Origin of the sequence: Micromonospora echinospora, from assembly GCF_014203425.1 — a bacterium.
Lineage (GTDB): Bacteria > Actinomycetota > Actinomycetes > Mycobacteriales > Micromonosporaceae > Micromonospora > Micromonospora echinospora_A.
In genome coordinates this window covers 3,171,979-3,198,883 of sequence record NZ_JACHJC010000001.1, presented here as the reverse complement: position 1 = coordinate 3,198,883, position 26,905 = coordinate 3,171,979, and the positions used below count along the sequence as shown (strand labels likewise).

Below are 26,905 nucleotides of genomic sequence, written 5' to 3'. Positions count from 1 at the left end.
GCGGGCAACCAGCTCCGGGAGCCGGTTGCCCGCTACCTCCGGGCGGCGGCCGGTCAGGCCCCGCGCAGGGTGGCGCCGAAACGCTCGGCGGCGACAGCTACCGCCGCGTCCCGCGCGGCCACCGCCTCCTCGCCCGCGAGGGTCCGGTCCGGGGCCCGGAACGTCAGCTTGTACGCCAGCGACTTACGCCCCTCGCCGAGCTGCTGGGAGGTGTAGACGTCGAACAGCCGGACGTCCTCCAGCAGCGGGCCCGCGCCCTCGACCAGCGCCGCCCGCACCTCGGCGGCCGGCACCGGGTCGTCCACCACCAGCGCCACGTCGATCAGGGCCGGCGGGAACGTGGAGATGGTCGGCCCGGCGGCCAGCGGCGCGGCGGGCAGCGCGTCCAGGTCCAGCTCCATGGCGCTGGTCCGCCGGGGCAGCTCCAGCGCGGCCAGCACGGCCGGGTGCAGCTCACCGGCGTGGCCGACGACCACGTCGTCCACCACCAGCTCGGCGCAGCGGCCCGGATGCCAGGGCGCCCGCTCGCCGGCCCGTACCGTCACCCGGTCGGCGGGGATGCCGGCGGCGTCGAGCACGGCCCGGCCCGCCTCGATCGCGTCCGCCCAGCCGGCCGTGCGGCCCGCGCCCCACCAGCCGGCCGGCTCGATCTCGCCGGTGAGCGCGACCGCGACGTGCCGCGGCTGGGCGGGCACCACCGCGTCGGCGGCGGCGAACTCCTCGTCGGTGGGCCGCCGGTCCACGCCCATGGCGGGCGGCGCGCCCGCGCCGGGACGCGGGTGGAAGACGGTGCCGATCTCGTAGATCGCCACGTCCCGCTGACCGCGGCCGACGTTGCGCTTGACGATGCCGAGCAGCGGGCCGAGCAGCGTGGTGCGCAGCAGCGGCTCCTCCTCCGACAGCGGGTTCGCCAGGCGTACCGCCGGGCGGCGGGGGTCGTCGGCGGGCAGGCCGAGCTGGTCGACCAGCTCCGGCGCGACGAATGGTTGCGCCAGCACCTCGACGTAGCCGCGCTCCGCGAGGGAGCGGGCGACGGTCCGGCGGCGCTGCTGCTGCCAGGTCAGGCCCCGGCCGGGTGGCGCGGTGGGCAGCACCGACGGCACGCGGTCGTAGCCGTCGAGGCGTACCACCTCCTCCACCAGGTCGGCCGGGTCGGTCAGGTCGGGCCGCCAGCTCGGCGGCGTCACGGTCAGCACCGCACCGCCTCCGGCGGCCGTGCCGACGGTGCCCGGGTCCTCGGCGAGCCGGTCCGCGCCACGGGTCACGGTGCAGCCGACCTGCTCCAGCAGCTCGACCACCCGGTCCGGCGGGTAGGCCACACCGACGCGCCGCGAGGGCAGGTCCACCGGCAGCGTCACAGGCGTACGCGGCGCGACGTGGTCGATGTCGAGCACCTCCGCGCCGGCCGTGCCACCGGCCAGGCCGGTGAGCAGCCGGACCGCCTTGTCCAGCGCGACCAGCGGCAGCGCCGGGTCCACACCCCGCTCCCACCGCTTCGCTGCCTCGCTGAACAGCTTGTGCCGCCGCGCGGTACGCCCGACCGTGGCCGGGTCCCAGTGCGCCGCCTCGAACAGCACGTTCGTGGTGGAGGCGAGCACCTCGCTGGTCTCGCCGCCCATCACCGCCGCCAGCGAGATCGGACCCGTGTCGTCGCAGATGACCAGGTCCTCGGCGGACAGGGTACGGCTCACCCCGTCCAGCGTGGTCAGCTTCTCCCCCGCCTCGGCGCGGCGCACCACGAGCGGCCCGGCGATCCGGTCGGCGTCGAAGGCGTGCATCGGCTGGCCGAGTTCGAGCATCAGGTAGTTGGTGATGTCGACTGCGAGCGAGATGCTGCGCACCCCGGCCGCGGTGAGCCGCTGCCGCATCCAGCCCGGCGTGGCGACGGTCGGGTCGACGCCGCGCACCATCCGCGCCGCGAACCGGTCGCAGCCGACCGGGTCACGGACCTCCACCGGGTACGCCGGCTCGGCGGTCGCGCCGGGCGCGGGCGCGTCGGCCGGGTCGCGGAACGGCACGCCGAGCGCGTGCGACAGCTCCCGGGCGATGCCGCGCACGCTCAGCGCGTACCCGCGGTCCGGGGTGATCTCCATCTCGACCACGACGTCGTCCAGGCCGACGACGGGCCGGGCGTCGTCGCCGGGCTGGGCCTTGACGTCCTCGGGCAGCACGACGATGCCGGAGTGGTCGTCGCCGAGCCCCAGCTCCTGCGCCGAGCAGATCATGCCGTGGGAGTTGCGCCCGTACGTCTTGCGCGCGCCGATGGCGAACCCGCCCGGCAGCACCCCGCCGGGGAGGATCACCACGACCTTGTCGCCCACCGCGAAGTTGCGCGCCCCGCAGACGATCTCCTGCGGCTCGCCGGTGCCGTTCGCGGCGCCGACGTCGACCCGGCAGAAGCGGATCGGCTTCTTGAAGCCGGTCAGCTCCTCGATCTCCAGGACCTCACCCACTACCAGCGGGCCGCTCACCGACTCGCGCAGGTCCACCACGGACTCGACCTCGATGCCGAGGTCGACCAGCGCCTGCTCCAGGTCGCCGGTGGGCAGGTCGGCCGGCAGGTCCACGTACTCCCGCAGCCAACTGACAGAAACTCGCATGACTGTTAAACCACCGTTCCCGTAGCTCAGGCGCCGAACGCGCGGGTGAACCGCACGTCGCCCTCGGCCATGTCCCGCATGTCGCTGACGCCGTGCCGGACCATCACGGTCCGGTCGATGCCCATGCCGAACGCGAATCCGGAGTAGACCTCCGGGTCGATGCCGCAGGCGCGCAGCACCCGCGGGTTGACCATGCCGCAGCCGCCCCACTCGACCCACTGCGGACCGTCCCGGTGCTCCGGGAACCAGACGTCGAACTCGGCCGACGGCTCGGTGAACGGGAAGTAGTGCGGCCGCCAGCGCGTCTTCGCGCCCTCGCCGAACATGGCCCGGGCGAAGTGGTCGAGCGTGCCGCGCAGGTGCGCCATGGTGATGCCCTTGTCCACCACCAGGCCCTCGACCTGGTGGAACACCGGCGCGTGGGTGGCGTCCAGTTCGTCGGTGCGGTAGACCCGGCCGGGCACCACCACGTAGATCGGCGGCTTGCGGCTGAGCATGGTGCGCGCCTGCACCGGCGACGTGTGGGTGCGCAGCACCAGGCCACTGCCCTCGGGTGCGATGTGGAACGTGTCCATCAGGCCGCGCGCCGGGTGGTCGGCCGGGATGTTGAGCGCGTCGAAGTTGGTCCACTCCAGCTCGACCTCGGGGCCCTCGGCCACCTCGTAGCCCATGCCGATGAACAGGTCGCTGATCTGCTCCATCAGCACGCTCAGCGGGTGGCGGGCGCCGCGCGGCCGGCGGTCGTAGGGCAGTGTCACGTCGACGCGTTCCTCGACCAGCACCCGCGCGGCCCGTTCCCGGTCCAGGATCTCCTGCCGGGCGGCGTACGCGGACTCGATCGCCCGGCGGGCCTCGTTGACCCGCTTGCCGGCGTCGGCCTTCGCGGCCGGCGGCAGCGCGCCGATCTCCCGGCGGGCCAGCGACACCGGGGACCGGTCACCGAGGTGCGCGGGGCGCAGCGCGGTCAGCGCGTCCGGGTCGGCGGCCTCGGCGAACGCCTTCTCGGCGTCGGCCACGGCCCCGGCCAGGGCGTCCGGGTCGAGCAGGGCGACCTGCTTCGGGTCGTACGGATCGTTGCGGTAGCTCATGGTGAACGGGCACTCCCTCACGGCGGCGCCGACCCTCACGGGTGGCTAGGCGAGTCTACGGACGCGCGGCTTCGCCGCAGCCCGCCGGTGGGAGTCGCGCAGGGGGAAGGGTCAGGCCCGCCGCCCGCCGACACCGGCGGGCTGGCTAAACGAACGCCGTGGCGCGTTCATGACGAGGCGGACTCCCCTGCTGTGTCTCGCGTGCCCCGGGGGACACGCAGTGCTCTGGCGGAAGAATACAGGCACACGGCCGCCGCCGCAGCCAGGTTCAGGCTCTCCGCGCGCCCGTGCAGCGGCACCCGGACGCGGGCGTCGGCGGCGGCCGTCAGCTCGTCGGGCAGGCCGTGCGCCTCGGAGCCGAACAGCCAGGCGGTCGGGGCGGACAGCCGTCCGGCGTCGGCGAGGTCGTCCAGGTCGCTGTCGCCGTACCCGGTGGTGGCGAAGATCTCCAGGCCGGCGGCCCGCAGCGCCTCGACGGCGGCGAGCGGGTCGGCGGCGCGCACCACGTCGACGTGGAAGAGGCTGCCGGCGGAGGCCCGCACGCACTTGCCGTTGTACGGGTCGACCGCCTCGCCCGCGAAGATCACCGCGCCCGCGCCCGCCGCGTCGGCGGTGCGCAGCACGGTGCCGGCGTTGCCCGGGTCGCGGATCCCGGCGAGCACAGCGACCAGGCGCGGCCCGCGCGCCACGGCCTGCTCCAGGGGCACGTCGAGGTGCCGGCAGAGGGCTACCAGGCCCTGCGGCGCGACGGTCTCGGTGAGCGCCGCCAGCGCGTCGTCGGTCACCTCGGAGACCGGCACGTCGGCCCGGGCGGCGGTGGCGGCGAGGTCGGCGTACCGGTCGAGCGCCGCCGGGGTGCCGAACAGCTCGACCACGGTGCCGTCGCGGGCGAGCGCCTCCCGGACCGCCTGCGGCCCTTCGGCGAGGAACCGGCCGGCCTGCTCGCGGTCGCGCCGGCGGTGCAGCCGGCGGGCCGCCGCGACCCTGGGGGTACGCGTGGTGAACGGGCCGGGAACGGCGTCGAGGCGCCTCCCCTGCGACTGTGACTGCATGGGAGACGCCTCGATCTGCCGTACGGGGTGGGTCAGGCGGCCTGGGCCGCGGCGCCACCGGTGCCCTCGGCCGCCACGGCGGCGCGGGCCAGCTCGACGATCGCCGCGAACGAGGCGGCGTCGTTGACGGCCATGTCGGCCAGGATCTTCCGGTCGACCTCGATGCCGGCCAGGCGCAGGCCCTGGATCAGCCGGTTGTAGGTCAGGCCGTTGGCCCGGGCGCCGGCGTTGATCCGCTGGATCCAGAGCTGCCGGAAGTCGCCCTTGCGGTCGCGACGGTCCCGGTAGGAGTACTGCATCGAGTGCAGCACCTGCTCCTTGGCCTTGCGGTAGAGCCGGGAGCGCTGACCGCGGTAACCGCTCGCGGTCTCCAGCAGGGTACGACGCTTCTTCTGGGCATTCACAGCCCGCTTGACGCGTGCCATCTCAACTCCTTCTTCGGTTCAGGTGGCTCGCGTCAGCGGCCGAGCAGCTTCTTGATGCGCTTGATGTCGGCCTTGGCCAGCTCGACGGTGCCGGTCAGCCGACGGGTCTGGGTGCTGGGCTTCTTCTCCAGGTTGTGGCGAAGGCCGGCCTGCTGGGCAACGATCTTGCCCTTGCCGGTCACCTTGACCCGCTTGCCCATACCCGTGTGGCTCTTCATCTTCGGCATTGGAACGTCTTCTCCCCTGTTACTGGCCGCTGGTCTCAGCGGTCGTGCCGGTCTCGCCGGCTGCTGCGGTCTCGCCCGCCGGGGTCTCGCCGGTCGCCGGAGCGCCCGATTCCTCCGCAGCCCGGTCGCGCGGTCCAACGCGGGACGCCGTGGCGGCGACCGCGGAGGCCTTCACGGCCCGGTGCGGAGCGAGAACCATGATCATGTTTCGGCCGTCCTGCTTCGGCGCGGCCTCGACGTATCCCAGTTCCGTGATCTCGGACTCGAGCCGGCGCAGGAGCCGGTAACCCAGCTCCGGGCGGCTCTGCTCCCGACCGCGGAACATGATCGTCACCTTGACCTTGTCGCCCGCCTTGAGGAACCGCACCACGTGACCCTTCTTGGTCTCGTAGTCGTGCGGGTCGATCTTCGGCCGAAGCTTCATCTCCTTGATGACGGTCTGCTGCTGGTTACGCCGCGCTTCGCGCGCCTTGAGTGCGCTCTCGTACTTGAACTTGCCGAAGTCCATGAGCTTGCACACCGGCGGGCGCGCCATCGGCGCAACCTCGACCAGGTCCAGGTCGACGTCCGCGGCCAGCTGCAGGGCGCGCTCCAGCGGGACGATGCCCACCTGCTCACCCTCAGGACCGACCAGTCGGACCTCACGTGCCCGGATCTGCTCGTTCACGCGTGGTTCGACGCTGATGGGGCCTCCTCGAGTCGAGTCTTCTCCGTGCCGACTCCGCAGGCTCCCGGGCGGGAGCCGACCCGGAAAGCAGAAGGCCCCGGCGCATGCCAGGGCCCACTCGACCGGTCGGCACGATCACAGGATCGCGCATCCGGCGTCGGGACGTGCCCGAAACCGGGGACCGGACCCGGCCACCGTGGCGGCGACTCGGGTGGGAGCGGGCGCTCCGCTTCAAGACCGCCCGCGCGTCAGGGACGGGGGCAGTCTGGTCGACTCCGCAACACTACACCCTCGGCCCAGGCCCGCCCAAACCGGGCTCGCTGGTCAGCGGGGTGCCGACTGGCCGGCGGACAGCGCCGCCAGGTGCGCCTGGTGCAGGCGGCGCAGCGCGCGGACCGCCTCGACCGCGCTCTCCTTGTCGGCGGCCTGCAACGCGACCATCGGCAGCAGGTCGTCGTCGTGCAGCTCCAGGCTGGCCCACGGGGCGCCCCTGTCGAACCGGACCCCGCGGATCACCTCCCAGGGCAGGTCGTACGAGCTGATCACGTTGCGGACCCGGACGCCCTTGGCGTCGGCGATCACGCGGGGGCGGGTGAACAGCAGGAAGCCGAGCGCGCCGAAGACGCCCAGGCCGATCATGGCGAACTGGTCGCCGCGCTGGAACGTGCCGTAGCCGTTGCCGGTGGCGCCGGTCAGCGACGTCGCGACGAGGCTGAACACGACGAACAACGTGACGGCCGACACCCAGCAGACGACCCGGACGCGGCGGGGTCGCACGGTCACCACGGAATCGCTCACCCGACCAGTCTGCCATCCGGTTCGCGCGCGCCTTCGGCCGCCACACGGTCCGGGCCGCGCCGGCGCAGCCCGGTGACCACCACGGCGAGCAGCGTGAGCAGGGCGCCGGCCAGCACCGGCAGCCGGACGCCGGGGCCGCCGGGCAGGACCAGGTCCAGCAGCAGCGCGCCGCCGAGCTGCCCGGCCACCAGCGCCAGGCCGGTGCGCAGCACCCCGGCGGCACGTACCCCGACCAGCAGCGAGAGCACGATGCCGACGCCGAGCAGGCCGCCGACGTAGAGCCACCACTGCGCCGGCCAGTCGGGCGCGGCGGCGAGCGCGCCGGTCAGCGCCGCGACCGCGCCGATCACCACGGTGCTGACCGCGAAGTTGACGGCGAGGCCGGCGGCCGGGCCGACCGAGGCGGCGACCCGGCCGTTGAGCGCGGACTGCGTCGCCACCGCCAGCCCGCCCAGGACGCAGAGCAGCACCAGCCCGACCGCCAGGTCACCGACCGGGCGGCCGAGCTGGGCGAGGGCCACCGCGCCGACGCCGAGCACCGCCCCGCCGACCCGGGGCAGAGTGAGCGGCATCCGGCCGGTGGCGGCCAGCCCGGCCCGGTCCACCGCGAGGCCGCCGACGCTGCCGCCGGCCACCTGGGCGATAGTGAACACCGCCACCCCGAGCACCGGCACCACCACCGGCGCGACCAGCACGATCACCGCGCCGCCCACCCCGCCCAGGTAGGTCCACCAGGGCAGCCCGGAGCGGCGCAACGCGGCCAGCCCGGCGCGCATCGACGGCAGCGCCACGGTCCCGGCCAGCACCAGCAGGCAGCCGCCGAGGTTGTTGACCACCGCGCCGAGAACCGGATCGCCGGTCCGCTCCCCCAGCTCGGCGTTGACGGCGCCCTGGGCGGCCGAGGCCACGCCACCCAGGACGACAACGCCCAGCGCGGCCGGGAGCGGCAGCGGCCTCACAGCCGGCAGGCGTGGATGTTTGTGACCAGGATCGCGCGGGCGCCCAGCTCGTACAGCTCGTCCATGATCCGGTGCACGTCGTCGCGGAGCACCATCGCCTGCACCGCGACCCAGCCCTCCCGGTGCAGCGGCGAGACGGTGGGCGACTCGATGCCGGGGGTCAGCGAGCTGGCGCGGTCGAGCAGGCCGGCCGGCACGTCGTAGGCGAGCATCACGTAGCGCCGGGCCACCAGGACGCCGTGCAGCCGGCGCTGCAGCTGCTCCTGCTGGGCGCCGGCGGGCGCGCCGGCGCGGCGCACCAGCACCGCCGAGGAGCGCAGCAGCGGCTCGCCGAAGACCACCAGGCCGGCCTGGCGCAGCGTCGCGCCGGTCTCCACCACGTCGGCGACCACGTCTGCCACGCCGAGGCGGATGGCGTTCTCCACCGCGCCGTCGAGGCGGATCACGTCGGCCTTGACGCCCAGCTCGGCCAGGTGCCGCTCGACCAGACCGGGGTACGCGGTGGCGATGCGGTGCCCGCCGAGCTGCTGGACCGAGGCGACGTCGTCGGGCCGGGCGGCGAACCGGAACGTTGCCCGCCCGAAGTTGAGGTCCACGATCTCCTCGGCCGGCGCGCCGGAGTCGATCAGCAGGTCGCGGCCGGTGATGCCGACGTCCAGGTCACCGGAGCCGACGTAGGTGGCGATGTCCTTGGGGCGCAGGTAGAAGAACTCGATGTCGTTCTGCTCGTCCCGGCAGACCAGGTCCTTCGGGTCGGTGCGCTGGCGGTAACCCGCCTCGCGCAGCATCCCGGCGGCCGACTCGGCCAGGGCGCCCTTGTTGGGTACTGCGACACGCAGCATGGGAGTGCTCCTTCGTTCGATCGGATGATCAGCGGACGGGCACTCACAGATGTCGGTAGACGTCCTTCAGTTCCAGACCGGTGGCGAGCATCAGCACCTGCGCCTGGTAGAGCAGCTGGGAGATCTCCTCAGCGGCCCGCTCCGGGCCCTCGTGCTCGGCGGCCATCCACGACTCGGCCGCCTCCTCGACGACCTTCTTGCCGATGAAGTGCACGCCCTTGGCGAGCGCCTCGACGGTGCCCGAGCCCGGGGTGCCGGCGGCGGCCTTGGCCTGCAGCTCGGCGAACAACTCCTCGAACGTCTTCACGGAAGGCAATTCTTCCAGCCGCCGCCGGTGACGGGCCGGGTGGGTCAGGCGAAGCCGACCCGGTGGGCGGACTGGGCGTCCAGGGCGCGGACGGCCAGCGCGGCGTCCAGCGCCGCAACGGTCGCCGACCAGCCCTTGTCCTCGGCCGAGCCGGGCAGCCCGGCCCGGTCCCGGGCCTGCTCGATGGTGTCGACAGTGAGCACCCCGTGCGCCACCGGCTTGCCCTCGTCCAGCGCCACCCGGGTCAGCCCCTCGGTGACCGACTGGCAGACGTAGTCGAAGTGCGCTGTCGCGCCGCGTACCACCACGCCGAGCGCGACGACCACGTCGAAGCGGCGCGCCATCGCCTGGGCCACCACCGGCAGCTCCACCGAACCGGCCACCCGGGCCACCACGGCCCGCGCCCCGCACGCCTGCGCGGCGGCCACCGCCCGCTCGGTCATGTGGTCGGTCAGGTCGCCGTGCCACCGGGCGGCCACCACGCCGACAGTCATCCCGGCGGCGTCCACCGCGGTCACGCCCGGCTCACCGAAACCCGCCATCGCCCTACGCTCCGATCTCGTCACCGGCGACCGGGCGGCCCATCGGCGCCTCGGTCACCTCGTCCAGTCCGTCCAGCAGGTGACCCATCCGGTCCCGCTTGGTGCGCAGGTAGCGCACGTTCTCCGGGTTGGACCGCACGGGCAGCCCTTCCCGGCCGGTCACGGTGAGGCCGTACCCCTCGAGCCCGGCCCGCTTGGCCGGGTTGTTGGTCAGCAGCCGCATCGAGCGGACACCGAGGTCGTAGAGGATCTGCGCGCCGGTGCCGTAGTCGCGGGCGTCGGCCGGCAGCCCGAGGTCGAGGTTCGCGTCCACGGTGTCGCGGCCCTGGTCCTGGAGCTGGTACGCCTGCAGCTTGTGCAGCAGGCCGATGCCGCGGCCCTCGTGACCGCGCACGTAGAGGACCACGCCGCGGCCCTCCTGCGCGACCCGGGCCAGCGCGGCCTGCAACTGCGGACCGCAGTCGCAGCGCAGCGAGCCGAACACGTCGCCGGTGAGGCACTCCGAGTGCACCCGCACCAGCACGTCCCGCCCGTCGCCGAGGTCGCCCATGACCAGCGCGACGTGCTCGGCCGGGTCGTGCTCGGCGCGGTAGCCGAGCGCCCGGAACACGCCGTACGGGGTGGGCATCCGGGCCTCGGCGGCCAGCTCGACCTGCTTCTCGGTGCGCCGCCGGTAGGCGATCAGGTCCGCGATGGTGACCAGCGTCAGGCCGTGCTCGGCGCAGAACTTCTCCAGGTCCGGCAGGCGCATCATGGTGCCGTCGTCGTTCACCAGCTCGCAGAGCACCCCGGCCGGGCGCAGCCCGGCCAGCCGGGTCAGGTCCACCGCGGCCTCGGTGTGCCCGGGGCGGCGCAGCACCCCGCCGGCGCGGGCGCGCAGCGGCACCACGTGACCGGGCCGGGCCAGGTCGGTCGGGCCGGTGGCGGCATCGGCGAGCAGCCGGATGGTGTGCGACCGGTCGGCGGCGGAGATGCCGGTGCTGACGCCCTCCCGGGCGTCCACCGTCACCGTGTACGCGGTGCCGCGCCGGTCCTGGTTGGTGTGGTGCATCGGCGGCAGGTCCAGCCGGTCGCACTCGTCCTCGGTCAGCGGCACGCAGATGTAGCCGGAGGTGTAGCGGACCATGAACGCGACCAGCTCCGGCGTGGCCAGCTCGGCCGCGAAGATCAGGTCGCCCTCGTTCTCGCGGTCCTCGTCGTCGACCACGACCACGGGACGCCCGGCGGCGATGTCCGCCACCGCCTGCTCGATCGAACCGAAAGTGGTCATGCCACTGCCTCCGAGTACGTCGCCGGGATCGGGGCGGGCGCGGTCGCGACGGCCCGGGAGGTGCGCCACCAGCTGTACAGGCCGGCGGCGCAGAACGCGCCGTAGACCAGGTACATGGCGGCCGACGGGTAGAAGCCGCCACGCAGCAGCAGCGGCACGCCGACCGCGTCGACGGCGATCCAGATCAGCCAGAACTCGACCCACCCGCGGGCCATGCCGTAGGTGGCGAGCAGGCTGCCGACCAGGATCCAGGCGTCCGGCAGCGGGCCCCACGAGCCCAGCGCGGCCAGCACCGGGTACGCGGCGGCGGTGCCGACGACGGCGGCGACGAGCAGGCCGAGCCGTTCCGGCCAGGTGGCCCAGCGCGGCACCACGGCCGGCTCGTCCCCGTCACCGGCGCGCCGGTTGCGTGACCAGCGCCACCAGCCGTACACGCTGATGGTGAAGAAGAAGACCTGCCGGCCGGCCTGGCCGTAGAGGTCGTGCGCCTGCGGGGTGACGAAGACGCCGCCGAGGAAAACGGTGAGCAGCAGCGCGTTGCCGATCATGCCGACCGGCCAGGCCCAGACCACCCGGCGCAGCCCGAGCAGCGCCGAGGCGAGCCCGAAGCCGTTGCCGACGATCTCCCGGACCAGCACCGGCGAACCGGCCACGTGCACCTGGGTGTCGAGCAGCCAGCCGAGCGGGCCCATCACCGCACGCTCCCCGCGCCGCGGTCGCCGAGCAGCCGTTCGACGTACTTGGCCAGCACGTCGACCTCCAGGTTGACCGGGTCGCCGACCTGCTTCGTGCCGAGCACGGTGAGCTTCAGCGTGGTGGGGATCAGCCCGACGGAGAACCAGTCGTCGCCGGCCTCCGCCACGGTCAGCGACACGCCGTCGACGGTGATCGAGCCCTTCTCCACCACGTACCGGGCCAGGCCGGCGGGCAGGCGGAACCGGACGGTCTCCCACTGCGCGGCCGGCTCCCGGGCGACGACCTCGCCGACGCCGTCGACGTGGCCCTGCACCAGGTGCCCGCCGAGCCGGCTGTTGAGCGCGGCGGCGCGTTCCAGGTTGACCGGGTCGCCGGGGCGCAGCGCCCCGAGCGCGGTGCGGCGCAGCGTCTCGCCCATCACGTCGGCGGTGAACACACCGCCGTCGACGTCGACCACTGTGAGGCAGACGCCGTTCACCGCGATGGAGTCGCCGTGCCGGGCGTCCGAGGTGACGAGCGGGCCGCGGATCGCGACCAGGGCGGAGTCGTCGCCGGTCTCGGTGCTCCGGACGATCTCGCCCAGCTCCTCGACGATGCCGGTGAACATGTCAGGCCTCCCTCTTCCGGGGCAGCGCGGTGATCCGCAGGTCGGGACCGACCCGCGTAACGTCGGTGATCTCCAGGTCGATGGCGTCGGCGATGGTGCTCACGCCGGCGTCGCGCAGCGCGGTCGGGCCGGCGCCGAGCAGCTTCGGCGCGACGTACCCGACGATCCGGTCGACCAGGCCGGCGGCGAGGAACGCGCCGGCCAGCGTGGGGCCGCCCTCCAGCAGCGCGGCCCGCACGCCCCGGTGGTGCAGCTCCGCGAGCAGCGCCGCCAGATCGACCCGGCCGTCCGGCCCGGCGCCGACCTCCGCGGCCGTGGCCACCCACGTGCGGGCGGCGCCGTCGCGGACCCGGGCGTCGGCCGGGGTACGCCCCGAGCTGTCCACCACGACCCGCAGCGGCTGCCGGATGGCCATGGTGCCGTCGCGCAGGTTGCGGGCGGTGAGACGGGGATCGTCGGCGAGCACGGTGCCCACCCCGGCGAGCACCGCGTCGACGGTGCCGCGCAGCGCGTGCACGTCCATCCGGGCCGCCTCGGAGGTGATCCACATGCTGGTCCCGTCGGCGGCGGCGGAGCGCCCGTCGAGCGTGGCCGCGTACTTCCAGATCAGGTACGGCCAGCCGCGGCGCATCGAGGTGAGCCAGGCGACGTTGCCGGCCTCGGCCTCCCGGGCGCGTACCCCGAGGGTCACCTGGACCCCGGCGGCGCGCAGCGTGGCCGCGCCGCCGGAGGCGACCGGGTTGGGGTCGGGCACGGCGACCACGACGCGGGCCACCCCGGCGGCGATGAGCGCGTGGCTGCAGGGGCCGGTGCGGCCGGTGTGGTCGCAGGGTTCGAGCGTGACGACAGCGGTGCCACCGCGGGCGCGGGTGCCGGCCTGGGCCAGCGCGACGATCTCGGCGTGCGGGCCGCCGGCGTACGCGTGAAAACCCTCGCCGACGACCTCGCCGTCGGCGTCGAGCAGCACGCAGCCGACGACCGGGTTGGGGCTCGTGGCGCCGAGGCCGCGCACGGCCAGTTCGATGGCACGACGCATCGCCTCGTCGACGGAGACGCTCGCCATGGCCGCCTGTCCTCCCGCTCGCCGGTCGCGCGCGGGCGGGTCAGGGAGGAACGGCCACGAAAGCCGCGGACACGCGGCGGCGGAGAACCCGGGGACGGCGACGCCGACCCCGGGGAGCCCACGCGGCGGCTGAGGGTGCTCAGCGGCCGGCAGGGGCCTCCCCCGTTCCGCGCGCTGTCTCCCATCCGGACTGTCTGGGGGCGGACGAGCCGCACCCCAACCGTCGGCCCCGGATTCTCACCAGGTCCACCGTCCGGCCGAAGCCGTCCGGGTCGCGGGCTTACCACGGTCGGACCGTGGATCACCGCCGGTTCGGAATTTCACCGAGCCCCGCCAGCGCGTGGTGGGTACACGGGAAGTCTTACACGTTCCGCCCGGGTGCGCGCCACAGAGGCGAGCTACCTCACAGGCGCGCTCAGGTGACGCCGCGGCGGCGGTCCACCGCCACGTACGACCCGGGCTGGCTCTTGGCCACCGTCTTCATCTCCGAGGCCACCGCGATGGCCTCCAGCGGGTCGGTGAAGCGCTTGCCGGAATCGGACAGCGACACGCCGATGGAGAGCGTCACCAGCGCGGCGCGGCGGATGTTGCCGCGCCGGTCCTTCAGCTCGACGAAGCCGCGTTCCCGGTCGGTGGCGTCGTAGAGGGCGTCCGCGGCCTTCTCGAAGTCGACGACGGCCCGGCTGGTCAGGGGCCGCACCTGGCTGGGGGTGCAGACGATGACGAAGTCGTCGCCGCCGACGTGCCCCAGGAAGGCCGGTGGCAGCCCGATCGACACCACCGCCCGGTGCAGGCTGCGGGCCAGCGCCGAGATGAACTCGTCGCCGCGCACGAAGCCGTACCTGTCGTTGACGCTCTTGAACCGGTCGATGTCGATGTAGCCGACGGCGTAGTCGACGCCGTTGCGGACCCGGTCGCTGATCTCCCGCCGGATGCGGCTGTTGCCGGGCAGGCCGGTCAGCGGCGAGACCTCCCGGAACTCCTTGTTGCGCCGCAGCGTGGAGTTGACCCGGGCCACCAGCTCCAGCGTGTCGAACGGCTTGACCAGGTAGTCGTCGGCGCCGACGCTCAGTCCGTTGACCTTGTCCTGGGTCATCCCCTTGGCGGTCAGCATGATCACCGGCAGCGCGGAGGTCATCGGGTCGGCGCGCAGCCGCCGGGTCAGCTCCAGGCCGTCGACGCGCGGCATCATCAGGTCCACCACCGCGAGGTCGGGCCGCTGCCGCTCGATGATCTCCAGCGCCTCCTGGCCGTCGCTGGCGTGCAGCACCTCGAAACCGTGCAGGCGCAGGTTGAACTCGACGAAGCGGGCGATGTCCTCGTCGTCGTCGACGACCAGGATGACGTCGGGTCGCTCGTCGGCCGCGTCCACCTCAGGCCCCGGTCATCGCACGTTCCGCCAGGCCCCGCAGGCGGCGTACCGCCTCCGCGGGATCGTCGGCGCCGTACACGGCGGTGCCGGCGACGAACGCGTCGGCGCCGGCCGCGGCGGCCTGCTCGATGGTGTCCGCGGCGATGCCGCCGTCGACCTCGATACGCAGCTCCAGGTGGCCGCTGTCGACGTGCCGGCGGGCGGCGCGCACCTTGTCGAGCAACTGCGGCAGGAAACGCTGGCCGCCGAAACCGGCCTTGATCGTCATGATCAGCAGCGTGTCGAAGCTCGGCAGCAGCTCCAGGTACGGCTCGATCGGGGTGTCCCGGTCGATCGCCAGGCCCGCCTTCGCCCCGGCCGAGCGCAGATCCTTCGCGAGCGCCACCGGGTCGTCGCACGCCTCGGCGTGGAACGTGACGTTGTACGCCCCGGCGTCGGCGTACCCGGGCGCCCAGCGGCGCGGATCGGTGATCATGAGGTGCACGTCGAACGGGATCTCGGTCACGGCGCGCAGGCTCTGCACCACCGGCAGCCCGATGGTCAGGTTGGGCACGAAGTGGTTGTCCATGACGTCGACGTGCAGCCAGTCGGCGGCGGACTCCACGGCACGGACCTCGTCGGCGAGGCGGGCGAAATCGGCGGCCAGGATGCTCGGCGCGACGATCGGCGGCGGTACGGTCACCGGGCCAGTGTACGAACGCGGTGATCCGGAGGTCGCGGCACGGCTCCCGGAACGACAAGTGGTGATCCTTCCGTCACCCCCGGTGCATCATCCGGCCGTCCGGAGCAAAATTCGGCACGAATAGTCGTCGGTGACTGGCCGATCGATTGAAAGATGACGAAACTCCTACAGGGACGGTCACGTATGCTGCACGCCCGGGCGCGGGGGACGCCGGTCGGGCCTGTGGCGACCAGCTGTCATCTCTCCCGGAAGGGGCGGACGATGCGACGGTGGCTCCACGTGCTCGCGCTGGCCGGCGCCGCGACGGCGGTGCTCGCCGGCTGTGTGCAGGCGCACCGGGCCGACGGGGATCTGATCGACGACTGGGCGGCGCTGCCGGCGCCACGACTGTTCGTCCCGGCCACCGACGCGTGCCTGCCCCGCCTCACCACAGTGGTGGCCGCCGCCACGTACGAGACGGTCGACTGCGCGGGCAGCCACCTGGCCGAGACGGTGCACGTCGGCACGTTCACCGGGCCGGCCGCGCTCGGCGCCCGCCCGGAGCCGGGCACCCCGGCGCTGCGGACCGCGCGCGCCGAGTGCGACCAGCGGGCCCGCGAGATGATCGGCGGGGACTGGCACGCCGCCCGGCTCACGCTGAACATCGCGCTGCCGACCGTCGCCGCCTGGGGCGCCGGCGCGCGCTGGTTCCGCTGCGACCTGGCCGAGACCGACAGCATCGACAACACCCGCCCGGTCAACCGGGTGGGCAGCCTGCGCGGCGCGCTGGTCGGCGACAACCCGCTCGTGCACAGGTGCTTCGACCCGAAGCTGATCGGCCAGAACCTCAACTACATGGCCCCGGTGCTCTGCACCGAACAGCACCGCGCGGAGTTCGTCGGCGTGTACGAGGAACGCGACATGAGCTGGACGGAGTTCACCCGGGGCGCGCCCGCCACGCACCGGCGCTGCATGACGCTGATCGCCGCGTTCGCCGACGTGCCGGACAACGCGGAGCTTCCGTACCGGGCCGGGTCCATCTTCTACCCGCCCTCGCAACGGGAGTGGGAGGAGGGCGACCGGGGAGTGCGCTGTTTCCTGTGGAGCGACGACCGCAAGCTCAACCGCTCGGTACGCGGCGCCGGTCCCGAGGGACTCCCGGTGACCTGATCGACTGCCGTATGCTGCACCGCCGAGGCGTACCGGTCGGCTCCGGACGCGCGGGGGAGGTCGGTCGCGATGCGGCGTTGGTGGGTGGCGGTCACCGTGGGAACGGTGGCGGCGCTGGCGCTCGGCGGCTGCGCCGCGCCGGCCGGGGTGGACCGCGACCTGACCGACGACTGGCCCGCGATCGCCGCGCCGGTCGGCTTCGTACCGCAGAGCGGCGCCTGTCACCCCACCGTCGCCGATGTCGGCTACCTCAGCGGCTACCAGCCGGTCGACTGTGCCGCCACGCACCGCGCCGAGACGCTGCACGTCGGCACGATGAGCGGCCCGGAGGCGGAACGTTCCGCTCCGCCGCGGGCCGGTTCGGCCGGGATGCGCGTCGCGCACGGCGACTGCGCCCGGCAGGTCACCCGGGCCCTCGGCGGGGACTGGCGCTCCGGACGGCTGCGGCTGTCCGTGGTCTTCCCCTCCGCGCTGGCCTGGTCCGGCGGGGCCCGCTGGTACCGCTGCGACGTCGCCGAAGTGACCGACCTGGACCAGGGCGACGTGGCCGAGCGCACCGGCAGCCTGCGGGGCGCCCTGAAGCCCGGCTCGAAGCTGACGCTGGGCTGCTTCAACCCGAAGATGAGCAAGAACGACGTGCAGGCGATGCGGCCGGTGTCCTGCACCGCGAAGCACCACGCCGAGTTCGTCGGCGTCTACCAGGCGCCGGACATCAGCTACGCCGAGTTCGAGCGCACGCCGCTGCGCACGCACAAGGCGTGCCGCGGGCTCATCGCCAAGTACGCGAAGCTGCCCAACGACGGCAACATGCAGTACCGGGCCGGCACCATCATCTACCACCCGTACGAGGAGCAGTGGCGCGACGGTGACCGGGGCGTGCAGTGCTTTCTCTGGGTCTCCGAGCGGGCGCTGACCCGCTCGGTGAAGGGCGCGGGCGCCAAGGCGCTGCCGATCACCTGAGCCACGGGCGGGGCGGCGTTCGCCCACCCCGCCCGTGTCCGCTCAGCCGACCTGCAGCGTCACGTCGTCCACGACGAAGCTGGTCTGCAGCGAGGAGTCCTCGACCCCGGTCCACTTCAGCGTGACAGTCTGCCCGGCGTACGCGGCCAGGTTGAAGGTGCGCTGGGTGTAGCCGGTGGCCTTGTTCAGGTTGGAGTACGTGGCAAGCGTGGTCGAGCCGACCTGCACGGTCAGCTTGTCGTACGCGGTCGAGCTGGTCGTCTCGGCCGTGTCGATGTGCAGCCAGAACGAGAACGTGTAGCTGCTGCACCCGGCCGGCAGCGTGACCGACTGCGACAGCGTGTCGGTACGCGAGGAGCCGTACCCGTTCATCCACGCCTTGTACGACCCGGTGCGGGCCGCCTGGCTGGAGCTGTTGGTGATCACGCCGGAGCTGGCCGTCCACGGCGTGGTGCCGGACTCGAAGCTGCTGTTGCCGATGAGCTGCCCGCCGGTGCAGCCGCCGCTCCCGCCGCTCACGGTGATCGTGTAGGTGGCGGTGCGGGTGGCCGAGCCGGTGCCGGTCACGGTGAGCGTGAACGTGCCGGTGGTGGCCGACGACGAGGCGGTGACGGTCATCGTGGACGAGCCGCCCGAGGTGACCGAGGACGGGCTGAAGCTCACCGAGACGCCGCTCGGGGTGCCGCTGGCGGACAGCGCCACGGTCTGCGCGCTCCCGGAGGTGGTGGCGGTGCTGACGGTGGCGGTGGTGGAGCCGCCCCGGGCGACGCTGCCGGAGGTGGGGCTCACCGAGACGGAGAAGTCGTTGGCCGGGGTGCCGCCGCCGACCGCGAGCGCCCAGATCGTGTACGCCACGCCGTCCGCGGCCCGGTTGAGGATTGTCGTGTTGATGTTGCTGGTGTTGTCGCAGGAACGGTGGTAGCAGCCGTCGTACGCCGCGCCCGCGGTGCCGCCCCACTTGCTGGCCTGCGCCGAGGTCTTGGTGTAGCTGGCGCCCGCCGCGTAGCCGGAGGTCTGGATGCCGGCGTTGGCGAACGAGTAGTCGTCGGAGCGGCCCTGGCCCTCGGTGTTCTCCTCCGGCGAGATGCCGAACGAGTCCCAGTACGCCTTCAGCGGCGCGGCGGTGGCCGAGGTGATCCGGTTGATGAAGTAGCCGCCGTTGAGCGAGCCGACCATGTCGAAGTTGTAGTAGCCCTTGATGTAGCCCCGCTGGGTGGAGCTGAGCTGGTTGACGTAGTGCTTGGAGCCCTGCAGGCCCTGCTCCTCGCCGTTCCACCAGGCGAACCGGACCCGCTTGGTCATGGTCGGGTTCTGCGCGGCCAGCACCAGCGCGTTCTCCAGCAGCGCCGACGAGCCGGAGGCGTTGTCGTTGATGCCCGGCCCGGCGGCCACGCCGTCCAGGTGCGCGCCGAACATGACGACCTGGTCCGACGGGCCCTGCGGCCACTCGGCGATCAGGTTGTTGCCCGGGTAGGTGCAGGTGGAGCAGTTCTGCTCGGTGACCGTGTAGCCGGCCGCCTGGAGCTTGCCCTTCACGTAGTTGACCGACGCGGTGTAGCCGGCCGAGCCGGCGCGCCGGTTGCCGCCGTTGCTGGTGGCGATGGAGTTGAACTGGGTGAGGTGGGCCTGGATGTTGCTCAGGGAGACGTCGGGGGCGGCGAGCGCGGCGACGGCCGGGGCGGGGGCGGCGGCCGGCGCGGGAGCGGCGGAGGCGGTGCCGGCCAGGCTCGCCGTCGTCAGGGTGGCGACGAGGGCGAGCGCGAGGCTCGTGGTCGGCGTTCTGCGTCTCATGGAGACTCCTCGTGGGGGTTCGGCGGGCGGGGTGCCGGGACCGGTGATCGGAACAGTTACATGTATCGATCGCACAGTCAACGGGCTGTCACATCCCACCGACCCCCTCCCCCCACAGGGATGCCGCCCGCGCCCCTCCCCTTGCCTCGGCGGCGGGTCAGTTCCTGCGCAGGAGCGCCAGGAACATGGCGTCGGTGCCGTGGCGGTGCGGCCAGAGCTGCACCGTGGGGCCGTCGCCCAGACCCGGCATGCCGGCCGGCAGCATCGGCCGCGCGTCGACGAAGTCGACGGCGAAGCCGCAGCGCCGGGCCGCCTCGGTCACCGTCACGTGGGTCTCCACCACGTGCGGCGAGCACGTCACGTACGCAACCAGGCCGCCGGGCCGGGCCGCCCGCAACGCGGCGGTGAGCAGCTCACGCTGCAACCGGGTCAGCGGCGGCAGGTCCGACGGCTGGCGGCGCCAGCGCGCCTCCGGCCGGCGGCGCAGCGCGCCCAGCCCGGTGCACGGCGCGTCGACCAGGACCCGGTCGAAGTGCCCCTCCGGCAGCTTCGGGTCGCTGCCCACGTCGCGCCCGTCGGTGTGCAGCACCGTCACCGGCAGCCCGCGGGTGGCCTGCTCCACCAGCCGCGCCCGGTGCTCGGCCACCTCGACCGCTGTGAGCCGCGCGCCCCGGGTCGCGGCCAGCGCGCCGAGCAGGCCGGACTTGCCGCCCGGACCGGCGCACAGATCCAGCCAGCGGCCGTCCGGGCCGTCCAGCGGGGCCGCCGCCAGCGCGTCCGCCACGAGCTGGGACCCCTCGTCCTGCACGTGCGCGCGGCCGTCGGCCACCGCCCGCAGGTCACCCGGCGCGCCGCCGGGCAGGTAGACCGCGTACGGCGAGAACGCGCCGGGCGCGCCGCCCACCTCGTCGGCCAGCGCCACCGGATCGACCAGGCCCGGCCGGGCGCACAGGTGCACCGGCGGGCGCTCGTTGTCCTCGATGAGCAGCCGGGCCGTCTCCCCCATGTCGCCGCCGAGCGCCTCGGCGAACGACCGCACGATCCACTGCGGATGGCTGTACGCCAGCGAAAGGTGCCCGACCGGGTCGGTCTCCTCGGCCGGGGCGAGCTTTGCCACCCAGGCGTCCGCGTCCCGGCTGGTGATCTCCCGCAGCACCGCGTTGGCGAACCCGGTGGCGCCCGGCCCGACGGACCGGACCAGGTCGACAGTGGACGACACCGCGGCGTGCGCGGGCACCCGGGTGTGCAGGATCTGGTACGCCCCGAGCCGCAGCGCGTCACGCACCGGCGGGTCGATGCGCTGCACGTCCCGCCCGGCCGCGTCGGTGACGATCGCGTCGAGCGTGCCGGTGTGCCGCAGCGTGCCGTATGTCAGCTCGGTGGCGAACGCGGCGTCCCGGCCGCTCAGCCCGGCCTCGCGCAGCATCGCCGGGAGCACCAGGTTGGCGTACGCGTCGTCGCGGTGCACCGCCGCGATCGCCTCGTACGCGACCTGCCGGGGCAGGTCCACGGCCGGACGGGCCGGACGGCGCGGACCCCGCCGGTCGCCGCCGAACCGGTCACCGCCACGCCGGTCCGCCCCGGGCCGGTCGCCGCGCTCACGCGCGTACCCGCGGGGACGGTCCCCCTCGGCGGGCCGGTCCGGGCGCGACGGCCCCGTCACGCGAACACCTCGCCGGCGGTGACCCGGGCGCCGCGCGCCCAGTCTCCGGCGGGCATGGCCTTCTTGCCGGCGGCGCGCACCTCGCCGAGGCGCACCGGCGTGGTGGCGGTGCCGACGAGCACACCGGACTTCGCCACGTGCAGCTCCCCGGGCTTCAGCTCCGGGCCGTCGGCCACGGGGGTGACCGGGCCGAGCTTGACCCGGTCGTCGCGGAACGTGGTCCAGGGGCCGGGCGCGGGCGTGCAGGCGCGGATGCGCCGGTCCACCGCGAACGCGGGGTCGCCCCAGCGGACCCGGGCGTCCTCCACCGTCAGCTTCGGGGCGAGCGAGACGCCGTCGGCGGGCTGCGGCACGGCGCGGGCGGTGCCGGCGCCGATCGCGTCGAGCACCGCCACCAGCAGCCCGGCGCCGGAGTGCGCGAGCCGCTCCAGCAGGTCGCCGGAGGTGTCGGCGGGGCGGATCTCGTCGGTGACCGTGCCGTAGACCGGGCCGGTGTCCAGCCCTTCCTCCAGCTCGAAGACGCTGGCCCCGGTGAGCGCGTCGCCGTGCAGCACCGCGTGCTGCACGGGCGCGGCGCCCCGCCAGGCGGGCAGCAGCGAGAAGTGCAGGTTGATCCAGCCGTGCGCGGGGATCTCCAGCGCCACCGGCGGCACCAGCGCGCCGTAGGCGACCACCGGTACGCAGTCCGGCGCCAGCTCGCGCAGCCGGTCGAGGAACTCCGGCTCGCGCGGGCGGGCCGGGGTGAGCACCTCGACGCCGTGCGCGTCGGCCCACGCGCCGACCGGCGAGCGGACCAGTCCCCGGCCACGACCGGCCGGGGCGTCGGGACGGGTGACGACGGCGAGCAGCTCGTGCCCGGAGGCGGCGATCGCGTCCAGGGCCGGTACGGCGACCGCCGGCGTGCCGGCGAAGACCAGGCGCATCCGGGTCACCGCCCCAGGCCGAACGGGTTGCCGGCGGCGTGCGGGCTGAGCTTGACAGTGGGCGGGGCGCCCTGGTCGTACCACTCGGCCTGGCGGATCGCCTTCATGGCCTCCTTGCGGCCGGCCGCGTCGAGCCGGTCGACGAAGAGCACGCCGTCGAGGTGGTCGGTCTCGTGCTGCACGCAGCGGGCCATCAGGCCGGTGCCGACGATCTGCAACGGGTCGCCGTAGCCGTTGAAGCCCTTGGCGATCACGTTCTGCCGGCGCTTGGTGTCGAAGTAGAGCCCGGGGATGGACAGGCAGCCCTCCGGGCCGTCCTGTTCCTCCTCGTCGGGGAACTCCAGCACCGGGTTGACCAGGTGGCCGAGGACGTCGTCGACGTCGAAGGTGAACACCCGCAGGCCCACCCCGAGCTGCGGCGCGGCGAGGCCGGCGCCGCTCTGCTCGCGCATCGTGTCGGTCAGGTCGGCGATCAGCTTGCGCAGCTCGGCGTCGAAGTCGACGACCGGGTCGGCCGGCGTGCGCAGCACCGGATCGCCGAACAGACGGATGGGCTGGACGGTCACTCGGCGTGGCTCCTTGTGTGGGTCGAACGATGCGCGTCCAGTCTACGGAGTCGGCCCGGCCGCCCCGGGCGGCGTACCGGGAACGGTGACCGGGGACGCCTCCCGCCCGACGCGCACCGGCAGCGTGGCGTGACCACGCAGCGTGAGCCGGACGCGCCGCTCGGGCCGGCCCGCCACGGCGAGCCCGGGCAGCCGGCGCAGCAGCAGCGGGAACGCCACCTGCGCCTCCAGCCGGGCCAGCGCCGCGCCGAGGCAGTAGTGCGGCCCCGCGCCGAAGGACAGCGGGTGCACCTGCGGACGCCACGGGTCGAAGCGGCCCGGGTCCGGATAGCGGCGCGGGTCACGGTTCGCCGCGCCGAGCATCACGATCACCCAGCTCTCCGGTGGCAGGTCGACGTCGCCGTACCGGGCCGGCGTGGTGCTCATCCGGGACGTGAGCTGCACCGGCGAGTCGTAGCGCAGCAGCTCGTCGACGTAGCCGGGGGCGAACTCCGGGTGCTCGGCCAGCGCCGCCGCGCGCGGGTGCTCCAGCAGCGCCACCAGGCCGTTGCCGAGCAGGTTGGTGGTGGTCTCGAAGCCGGCCACCAGCAGCACGATGAGGTTGGCCAGCAACTCGTCGCCGGAGAGCCGGTCACCGCCGTCGTGCGCCTGCACCAGCGCGGTGGTCAGGTCGTCGGCCGGCGCCCGGCGGCGGGCCGCCACCAGCTCGGTGAAGTAGGCGCGCAACTCGCTCGCGCCCCGGTCGGCGACGGCCAGCTCCTCTTCGGTGATCTCCGGTTCGAGCACGCCGGTCAGGTCGGTGGCCCAGCGCCGGAACAACGGCCGGTCCGCCGCCGGCACGCCGAGCAGCGCGCAGATCACCCCGACCGGCAGGGGGTACGCGAACGCGGCCATGAAGTCGACCGGCCCTTCGGCGGCGAGCATCGCGTCGATCAGCTCGTCGGCCTGCGCCTGCACCACGTCGCGCATGGCGGCGATCCGGCGCGGGGTGAACGCGCCGGCGGCCAGCCGGCGCATCCGGCTGTGGTCGGGCGGGTTGGTGCGCAGCATCGACCGGGAGATCGACAGGATCGCCGGGCTCTCCCGCCAGCCGGGCAGGAACTGGTCGCGCAGCGCGTCGTCCATCACCCCGAACCGGGCGTCGCGCAGGATCGCGTCGGCCTCGGCGTACCCGGTGACCACGAAGAAGACCGGGCCGGCCTGGACCACCGGGCCGTGGGCGCGCAGCCGCTCGTACGTCGGGTAGGGGTCGACACGACCCTCGGGGGACATCAGCAGTGCGAGCGCGTCGGCAGGATCCACGGTCCGCCTCCCCAGGCGTCGGAGACCCTCATCATGCTCCGTGCCGCCCGACCGTGATCAACCCGTCACGGCGAGGTGGCGGTGTCCCCGGCCCTCAGGCGCCCGCGCCCGGCTCCCCGGCCAGCACCGGGCCGCCGTCGAGCAGCGCGTGCTCGGGCAGCGGCAGCGCGATGCCGTGGGCGTCCTCCCAGTCGTGGATCAGCCCCGGCCGGGTCTGGGCGGTGAAGAACTCGACCGCGCTCATCCCGCCGACCACCGGCTCGTCCACCTCGGCGACCAGCCGGGCGGCGACCATCGGCAGGCCGGCGCGCACCGCCGCGCTGAGCCGCCGGTGCCCGTCGACGACGAAGAAGTACTCGCCGGTGTAGCCGATGCTCAACGGCTCCGGCTCCTCGCCGCTCTCGGCCAGCTCGGCGGCGAGGTCGGCGTCCCAGAGGCCCCGCAGCGCCGACACGTCCTCGGTGGGGTAGACCCGGGTCGGATCGAGCAGCAGCAACGGCTGACCGGCGCGCAGCACGTCCGCGCCGAGCCGGCCCTCGTAGACGTCGATCACGTGCTGGATGACCTGTTCCGGGTTGGCCCGGGTGGTGTCGCAGATCAGGTCGTAGTTGCGCAGGCGGGCCTTGTCGACGCCGTAGCGGACGATGAACCGGCCACGCTCGCTCTCGCTGCGCTCGCGCAGCTTGGCCCGCGCCTCCTCCAGCGAGGTGTAGCTCTCAGCCGGGCCGGACGGGCGGGCCAGCACGCGCCGGGCCGCCTCGGTCGGCTCGGTGATCATGTGCACCTTGAGCGCGTCGGTGAAGAAGTGCCAGGCCAGGCGGGAGTCCATGACCAGCGACTCGCCGGAGGCGGCGATGTCGCGCTGAAGCTGGTCGACGTAGCCGTCGACGGCCTGGTCCAGCTCGGCGTGCAGGTTGAGCTGCAGGGCGGTCATCTGCCGCTCCTGGGCCATCTGGCGGTAGAGGTCGCCGACGCTGACCCGGCGCAGCCCCAGCCGCTTGGCGATCTCGACCGAGACGGTGCTCTTGCCACTGCCGAGGTCACCGTTGAAGACGATCGACTGACGAACGGTCACGACTGGTCCACCCCTGCTCACCGGCTGACTGACGACATCGAATCCGTGTCGGCCCGACGTGCTCTGGCACCCGCCGCGCCGCGTCCCGCACGGGGAAAACCACGCGCCTGGCATGACGGGCGATGCTATCACCGCCCGCTACCCAATTGCCGGACCAGGTGTGCGGCAAACCCCAGCTCACGACCGTGCGCGAGGGGCCGCGTGCGCAGGGTCACGCGGCTGCCGGCGGTCAGAACAGGACGAGCGGATCGACCTGCAGGCGTACCGGATCGGCGGCCTTTCGGGCGCTGCGCTGCCCGGCGGCGGCGTGCAGCGCATCGGCCAGCGCGGCGGCCCGGGACCGCGGCACCCGCACGAGCATCCGCTCCCGGCCCTCGTCGGCCGGCACCGGGCCGAGCACCTCGGCGTCGCCCGGCAGCCGGGCGCCCGCCAGCAGGTCGGCCACCGCCTCGGCGGTGCCGGTGACGCTCGCCATCCGGACCGCCGGGGGGAAGCCCAGCTCGCGCCGCTCGGCCAGTTCGCGGGCGGCGAACCAGGCCGAGTCCCAGCGCAGCAGCGCCTGCACCGGCGCGAGCGCGCCGTCGGCGACCACCACCACCCGGCCACCGGCCGGGCCCGGGCGGGCCAGCGCGGCGGCGGCCATCCACCGCCGCAGCGCCTCCTCACCGGCCCGCAGGTCGGCCCGGGTCAGCAGCGCCCACGAGTCGAGCAGCAGCACCGCGCCGTAGCCGCCGTCGGCCACCGGCTCGGCGCCCGGCGTCGCGATCACCAGCCCCGCCCCGCCCGGCACCGTGGCGAGCACCTCCTCCCGCCCCGAGGTGCGCACCGGCACGCCCGGGAACGCCCGGCCCAGCTCCTCGGCCGTCCGCCGGGCGCCGGTGACCGAGGCGCGCAGCCGCCGCCCACCGCACTCCGGGCAGGCGTACGCGGCGGTCACCCGGCCGCACCAGCGGCAGGCGGGCGTGCCCTGCGCCGAGGGCAGCGCGAGCGGCCCGGCGCAGTGCGGGCAGCGGGCCGGGGCCCGACAGTCCGCGCAGGCCACCGACGGCACGTAACCCCGGCGCGGCACCTGCACCAGCACCGGCAGGTCCGCGCGCAGCGCGTCCCGGGCGCTGGTCCAGGCCAGGCTCGGCAGCCGCGCCGAGGCCGCGCCGGGATCGCGTGCGAGTTGCGGGTCGTCGCCGGTGGGCGCCAGGGCCGGGGTACGCGCGCGCACCACCGCCCGGTCGGCCACCACCTCCCGGGCCCAGGACGTCTCCACCAGCAGTTGCGCCTCGGCGCTGCGGGCGTACCCGCCGACCAGGGCGGCGGCGTCGCCGAGGTGCGCCCGGGTGAGCAGCACGTCCCGGGCGTGCGGGTAGGGCGCACGGGGCTCGGCGTGCAGATCGTCGCCGTCGTCCCAGATCGCCACCAGGCCGAGCCGATCCACCGGGGCGAACATGGCCGCGCGGGTGCCGATCACCACTGCCACGTCGCCGCGCCGGGCGGCCAGGAAGGCCCGGTAGCGGCGGGCCGGGCCGTCGGCGGCGGTGAGCCGCACGTGCCGCCCCGCGCCGAGCACGGCGGTCAGGGCGGCGTCGAGCCGGTCCAGGTCACGGGCGTCGGCCACCACGACCACGGCGCCCCGGCCGCCGGCCACCGTGGCGGCCACCGCGTCGGCGTACCTGTCGGCCCAGTCCTCCCCCGGCAGCGCCGACCACACCGCGCGCGCGGGCCTGCCGTCGGTGAGCGCCCGCAGCAGCGCCGGCCCGGCCGGGTAGTCCCGCCAGCCGCGCGGATCCACCTCCGCCCGGGCGGCCGCGTCGGCGGGCGCGAGGGCGTCGGTGGACGGCGCGGGGGCGGAGCTGCCGTCGGGTGCGGAGCTGCCGTCGGGTGCGGGAGCGTCGGAGGGTGCGGGGGCGTCGGCGGACGGCGCCTCGGCGGTGACGGCCTTCTCGGCGCGGGCGTGCCGGGGCGGCACGGCCAGCCGGAGCACGTCGGCGAGGCTGCCCGCGTACCGGTCGGCGACCGCGCGGGCCAGCCGGGCCACCTCCGGAGAGAGCACCGGCACCGGCGAGACGACCTTCTCCAGGTACGCCAGCTTCGGGTGCTCGGAGGACTCGGCGCGCTCCAGCAGCCAGCCGTCGACGAGCTGCCCGGCGAAGCGCACCTTCACCCGTACCCCCGGCTGTGCCTCGGCGTCGAGCGCCGCCGGCACCAGGTAGTCGAACGGGCGGTCCAGGTGCGGCAGGGGCACGTCCACGCAGACGCGCGCGACCGGCGACCCCTGCGCGGGTCGC

The 26,905-nt window shown here is 74.3% G+C and carries 26 protein-coding genes and 1 riboswitch; of the genes, 2 read left to right on the top strand and 24 right to left on the bottom strand.

Annotated elements, in window-relative coordinates:
- Positions 1-53 precede the first annotated feature (53 nt).
- The 17 genes from pheT to rpe form a co-directional block, all read right to left on the bottom strand.
- Positions 54-2,600, bottom strand: coding sequence for a phenylalanine--tRNA ligase subunit beta (pheT, locus tag FHU28_RS15120; RefSeq protein ID WP_184684678.1), 2,547 nt, complete (start codon positions 2,598-2,600; stop codon positions 54-56).
- Positions 2,601-2,626: 26 nt separating this feature from the next.
- Positions 2,627-3,688, bottom strand: a complete 1,062-nt coding sequence (gene pheS / locus FHU28_RS15115; RefSeq protein WP_013474913.1) for a phenylalanine--tRNA ligase subunit alpha — start codon at positions 3,686-3,688, stop codon at positions 2,627-2,629.
- A gap of 167 nt (positions 3,689-3,855) precedes the next feature.
- Positions 3,856-4,740, bottom strand: a complete 885-nt coding sequence (locus FHU28_RS15110; RefSeq protein ID WP_184684676.1) for a TrmH family RNA methyltransferase — start codon at positions 4,738-4,740, stop codon at positions 3,856-3,858.
- Positions 4,741-4,772: 32 nt separating this feature from the next.
- Positions 4,773-5,165, bottom strand: a complete 393-nt coding sequence (gene rplT, locus FHU28_RS15105; RefSeq protein ID WP_043324928.1) for a 50S ribosomal protein L20 — start codon at positions 5,163-5,165, stop codon at positions 4,773-4,775.
- 32 nt (positions 5,166-5,197) lie between these two features.
- Entirely contained in the window at positions 5,198-5,392 is a 195-nt protein-coding gene (rpmI, locus tag FHU28_RS15100) for a 50S ribosomal protein L35 (protein ID WP_184684674.1), read from the bottom strand.
- Positions 5,393-5,411: 19 nt separating this feature from the next.
- Positions 5,412-6,059 carry a translation initiation factor IF-3 gene (infC, locus tag FHU28_RS15095; RefSeq protein WP_184684672.1) on the bottom strand — a complete coding sequence of 216 codons (648 nt, stop codon included), beginning with the start codon at positions 6,057-6,059 and terminating at the stop codon, positions 5,412-5,414.
- Positions 6,060-6,383: 324 nt separating this feature from the next.
- Positions 6,384-6,857, bottom strand: a complete 474-nt coding sequence (locus FHU28_RS15090) for a PH domain-containing protein (RefSeq protein WP_184684670.1) — start codon at positions 6,855-6,857, stop codon at positions 6,384-6,386.
- On the bottom strand, positions 6,854-7,816 hold the full coding sequence (locus FHU28_RS15085) for a DMT family transporter (protein ID WP_184684668.1): 963 nt from the start codon (positions 7,814-7,816) through the stop codon (positions 6,854-6,856). The genes FHU28_RS15090 and FHU28_RS15085 overlap by 4 nt, the downstream gene beginning before the upstream one ends.
- Entirely contained in the window at positions 7,813-8,658 is an 846-nt protein-coding gene (gene hisG, locus FHU28_RS15080; RefSeq protein WP_073827708.1) for an ATP phosphoribosyltransferase, read from the bottom strand. Before hisG ends, FHU28_RS15085 begins: the two co-directional genes overlap by 4 nt.
- A gap of 43 nt (positions 8,659-8,701) precedes the next feature.
- Positions 8,702-8,965, bottom strand: a complete 264-nt coding sequence (locus tag FHU28_RS15075) for a phosphoribosyl-ATP diphosphatase (protein WP_013285536.1) — start codon at positions 8,963-8,965, stop codon at positions 8,702-8,704.
- 44 nt (positions 8,966-9,009) lie between these two features.
- Entirely contained in the window at positions 9,010-9,507 is a 498-nt protein-coding gene (gene ribH / locus FHU28_RS15070) for a 6,7-dimethyl-8-ribityllumazine synthase (protein WP_091424378.1), read from the bottom strand.
- 4 nt (positions 9,508-9,511) lie between these two features.
- A complete protein-coding gene (locus tag FHU28_RS15065) occupies positions 9,512-10,777 on the bottom strand; it encodes a bifunctional 3,4-dihydroxy-2-butanone-4-phosphate synthase/GTP cyclohydrolase II (RefSeq protein ID WP_184684666.1) in 1,266 nt (421 codons plus the stop codon).
- Complete coding sequence (pnuC, locus tag FHU28_RS15060; RefSeq protein ID WP_184689549.1) at positions 10,774-11,469, bottom strand: nicotinamide riboside transporter PnuC; 696 nt, start codon at positions 11,467-11,469, stop codon at positions 10,774-10,776. The genes FHU28_RS15065 and pnuC overlap by 4 nt, the downstream gene beginning before the upstream one ends.
- Positions 11,469-12,080 carry a riboflavin synthase gene (locus tag FHU28_RS15055; protein WP_073827704.1) on the bottom strand — a complete coding sequence of 204 codons (612 nt, stop codon included), beginning with the start codon at positions 12,078-12,080 and terminating at the stop codon, positions 11,469-11,471. Before FHU28_RS15055 ends, pnuC begins: the two co-directional genes overlap by 1 nt.
- A gap of 1 nt (position 12,081) precedes the next feature.
- On the bottom strand, positions 12,082-13,143 hold the full coding sequence (gene ribD, locus FHU28_RS15050; protein ID WP_184684664.1) for a bifunctional diaminohydroxyphosphoribosylaminopyrimidine deaminase/5-amino-6-(5-phosphoribosylamino)uracil reductase RibD: 1,062 nt from the start codon (positions 13,141-13,143) through the stop codon (positions 12,082-12,084).
- A gap of 169 nt (positions 13,144-13,312) precedes the next feature.
- A riboswitch (FMN riboswitch) is annotated at positions 13,313-13,485 on the bottom strand.
- 73 nt (positions 13,486-13,558) lie between these two features.
- The gene (locus tag FHU28_RS15045) at positions 13,559-14,515 is read right to left on the bottom strand and encodes a response regulator (protein WP_073827702.1); all 957 of its coding nucleotides are present in this window, start codon (positions 14,513-14,515) and stop codon (positions 13,559-13,561) included.
- Between the two features lies 1 nt (position 14,516).
- Entirely contained in the window at positions 14,517-15,197 is a 681-nt protein-coding gene (rpe, locus tag FHU28_RS15040; protein ID WP_184684662.1) for a ribulose-phosphate 3-epimerase, read from the bottom strand.
- Positions 15,198-15,458: 261 nt separating this feature from the next.
- On the opposite strand from rpe, the gene FHU28_RS15035 reads away from it, so the two are divergent.
- Positions 15,459-16,346 (top strand): septum formation family protein, encoded by an 888-nt coding sequence (locus FHU28_RS15035; RefSeq protein WP_184684660.1) that lies wholly within the window; start codon positions 15,459-15,461, stop codon positions 16,344-16,346.
- A 69-nt stretch (positions 16,347-16,415) separates the two neighbouring features.
- On the top strand, positions 16,416-17,306 hold the full coding sequence (locus tag FHU28_RS15030) for a septum formation family protein (protein WP_184684658.1): 891 nt from the start codon (positions 16,416-16,418) through the stop codon (positions 17,304-17,306).
- 42 nt (positions 17,307-17,348) lie between these two features.
- On the opposite strand, the gene FHU28_RS15025 is transcribed toward FHU28_RS15030, so the two are convergent.
- From FHU28_RS15025 to FHU28_RS14995, 7 genes are all read right to left on the bottom strand, one after another.
- A complete protein-coding gene (locus FHU28_RS15025; RefSeq protein ID WP_184684656.1) occupies positions 17,349-19,097 on the bottom strand; it encodes a M28 family metallopeptidase in 1,749 nt (582 codons plus the stop codon).
- A gap of 157 nt (positions 19,098-19,254) precedes the next feature.
- Positions 19,255-20,760 (bottom strand): RsmB/NOP family class I SAM-dependent RNA methyltransferase, encoded by a 1,506-nt coding sequence (locus tag FHU28_RS15020; protein WP_184684654.1) that lies wholly within the window; start codon positions 20,758-20,760, stop codon positions 19,255-19,257.
- On the bottom strand, positions 20,757-21,683 hold the full coding sequence (gene fmt / locus FHU28_RS15015) for a methionyl-tRNA formyltransferase (RefSeq protein WP_073827697.1): 927 nt from the start codon (positions 21,681-21,683) through the stop codon (positions 20,757-20,759). Before fmt ends, FHU28_RS15020 begins: the two co-directional genes overlap by 4 nt.
- A gap of 5 nt (positions 21,684-21,688) precedes the next feature.
- Positions 21,689-22,249: a peptide deformylase gene (gene def / locus FHU28_RS15010; protein WP_184684653.1), complete on the bottom strand. Its 561-nt coding sequence runs from the start codon at positions 22,247-22,249 to the stop codon at positions 21,689-21,691.
- 42 nt (positions 22,250-22,291) lie between these two features.
- A complete protein-coding gene (locus tag FHU28_RS15005; protein WP_184684652.1) occupies positions 22,292-23,551 on the bottom strand; it encodes a cytochrome P450 in 1,260 nt (419 codons plus the stop codon).
- A gap of 94 nt (positions 23,552-23,645) precedes the next feature.
- Positions 23,646-24,626, bottom strand: coding sequence for an AAA family ATPase (locus tag FHU28_RS15000; RefSeq protein ID WP_184684650.1), 981 nt, complete (start codon positions 24,624-24,626; stop codon positions 23,646-23,648).
- A 229-nt stretch (positions 24,627-24,855) separates the two neighbouring features.
- Positions 24,856-26,868 carry a primosomal protein N' gene (locus tag FHU28_RS14995; RefSeq protein ID WP_184684648.1) on the bottom strand — a complete coding sequence of 671 codons (2,013 nt, stop codon included), beginning with the start codon at positions 26,866-26,868 and terminating at the stop codon, positions 24,856-24,858.
- Between the last annotated feature and the right edge of the window lie 37 nt (positions 26,869-26,905).

Coding starts and splice junctions, on each gene's coding strand:
- pheT (WP_184684678.1), bottom strand. CDS start 2,600: ATGCGAGTTTCTGTCAGTTGGCTGCGGGAGTACGTGGACCTGCCGGCC.
- pheS (WP_013474913.1), bottom strand. CDS start 3,688: ATGAGCTACCGCAACGATCCGTACGACCCGAAGCAGGTCGCCCTGCTC.
- FHU28_RS15110 (WP_184684676.1), bottom strand. CDS start 4,740: ATGCAGTCACAGTCGCAGGGGAGGCGCCTCGACGCCGTTCCCGGCCCG.
- rplT (WP_043324928.1), bottom strand. CDS start 5,165: ATGGCACGCGTCAAGCGGGCTGTGAATGCCCAGAAGAAGCGTCGTACC.
- rpmI (WP_184684674.1), bottom strand. CDS start 5,392: ATGCCGAAGATGAAGAGCCACACGGGTATGGGCAAGCGGGTCAAGGTG.
- hisG (WP_073827708.1), bottom strand. CDS start 8,658: ATGCTGCGTGTCGCAGTACCCAACAAGGGCGCCCTGGCCGAGTCGGCC.
- ribH (WP_091424378.1), bottom strand. CDS start 9,507: ATGGCGGGTTTCGGTGAGCCGGGCGTGACCGCGGTGGACGCCGCCGGG.
- FHU28_RS15065 (WP_184684666.1), bottom strand. CDS start 10,777: ATGACCACTTTCGGTTCGATCGAGCAGGCGGTGGCGGACATCGCCGCC.
- pnuC (WP_184689549.1), bottom strand. CDS start 11,469: ATGGGCCCGCTCGGCTGGCTGCTCGACACCCAGGTGCACGTGGCCGGT.
- FHU28_RS15055 (WP_073827704.1), bottom strand. CDS start 12,080: ATGTTCACCGGCATCGTCGAGGAGCTGGGCGAGATCGTCCGGAGCACC.
- ribD (WP_184684664.1), bottom strand. CDS start 13,143: ATGGCGAGCGTCTCCGTCGACGAGGCGATGCGTCGTGCCATCGAACTG.
- FHU28_RS15035 (WP_184684660.1), top strand. CDS start 15,459: ATGCGACGGTGGCTCCACGTGCTCGCGCTGGCCGGCGCCGCGACGGCG.
- FHU28_RS15030 (WP_184684658.1), top strand. CDS start 16,416: ATGCGGCGTTGGTGGGTGGCGGTCACCGTGGGAACGGTGGCGGCGCTG.
- FHU28_RS15025 (WP_184684656.1), bottom strand. CDS start 19,097: ATGAGACGCAGAACGCCGACCACGAGCCTCGCGCTCGCCCTCGTCGCC.
- fmt (WP_073827697.1), bottom strand. CDS start 21,683: ATGCGCCTGGTCTTCGCCGGCACGCCGGCGGTCGCCGTACCGGCCCTG.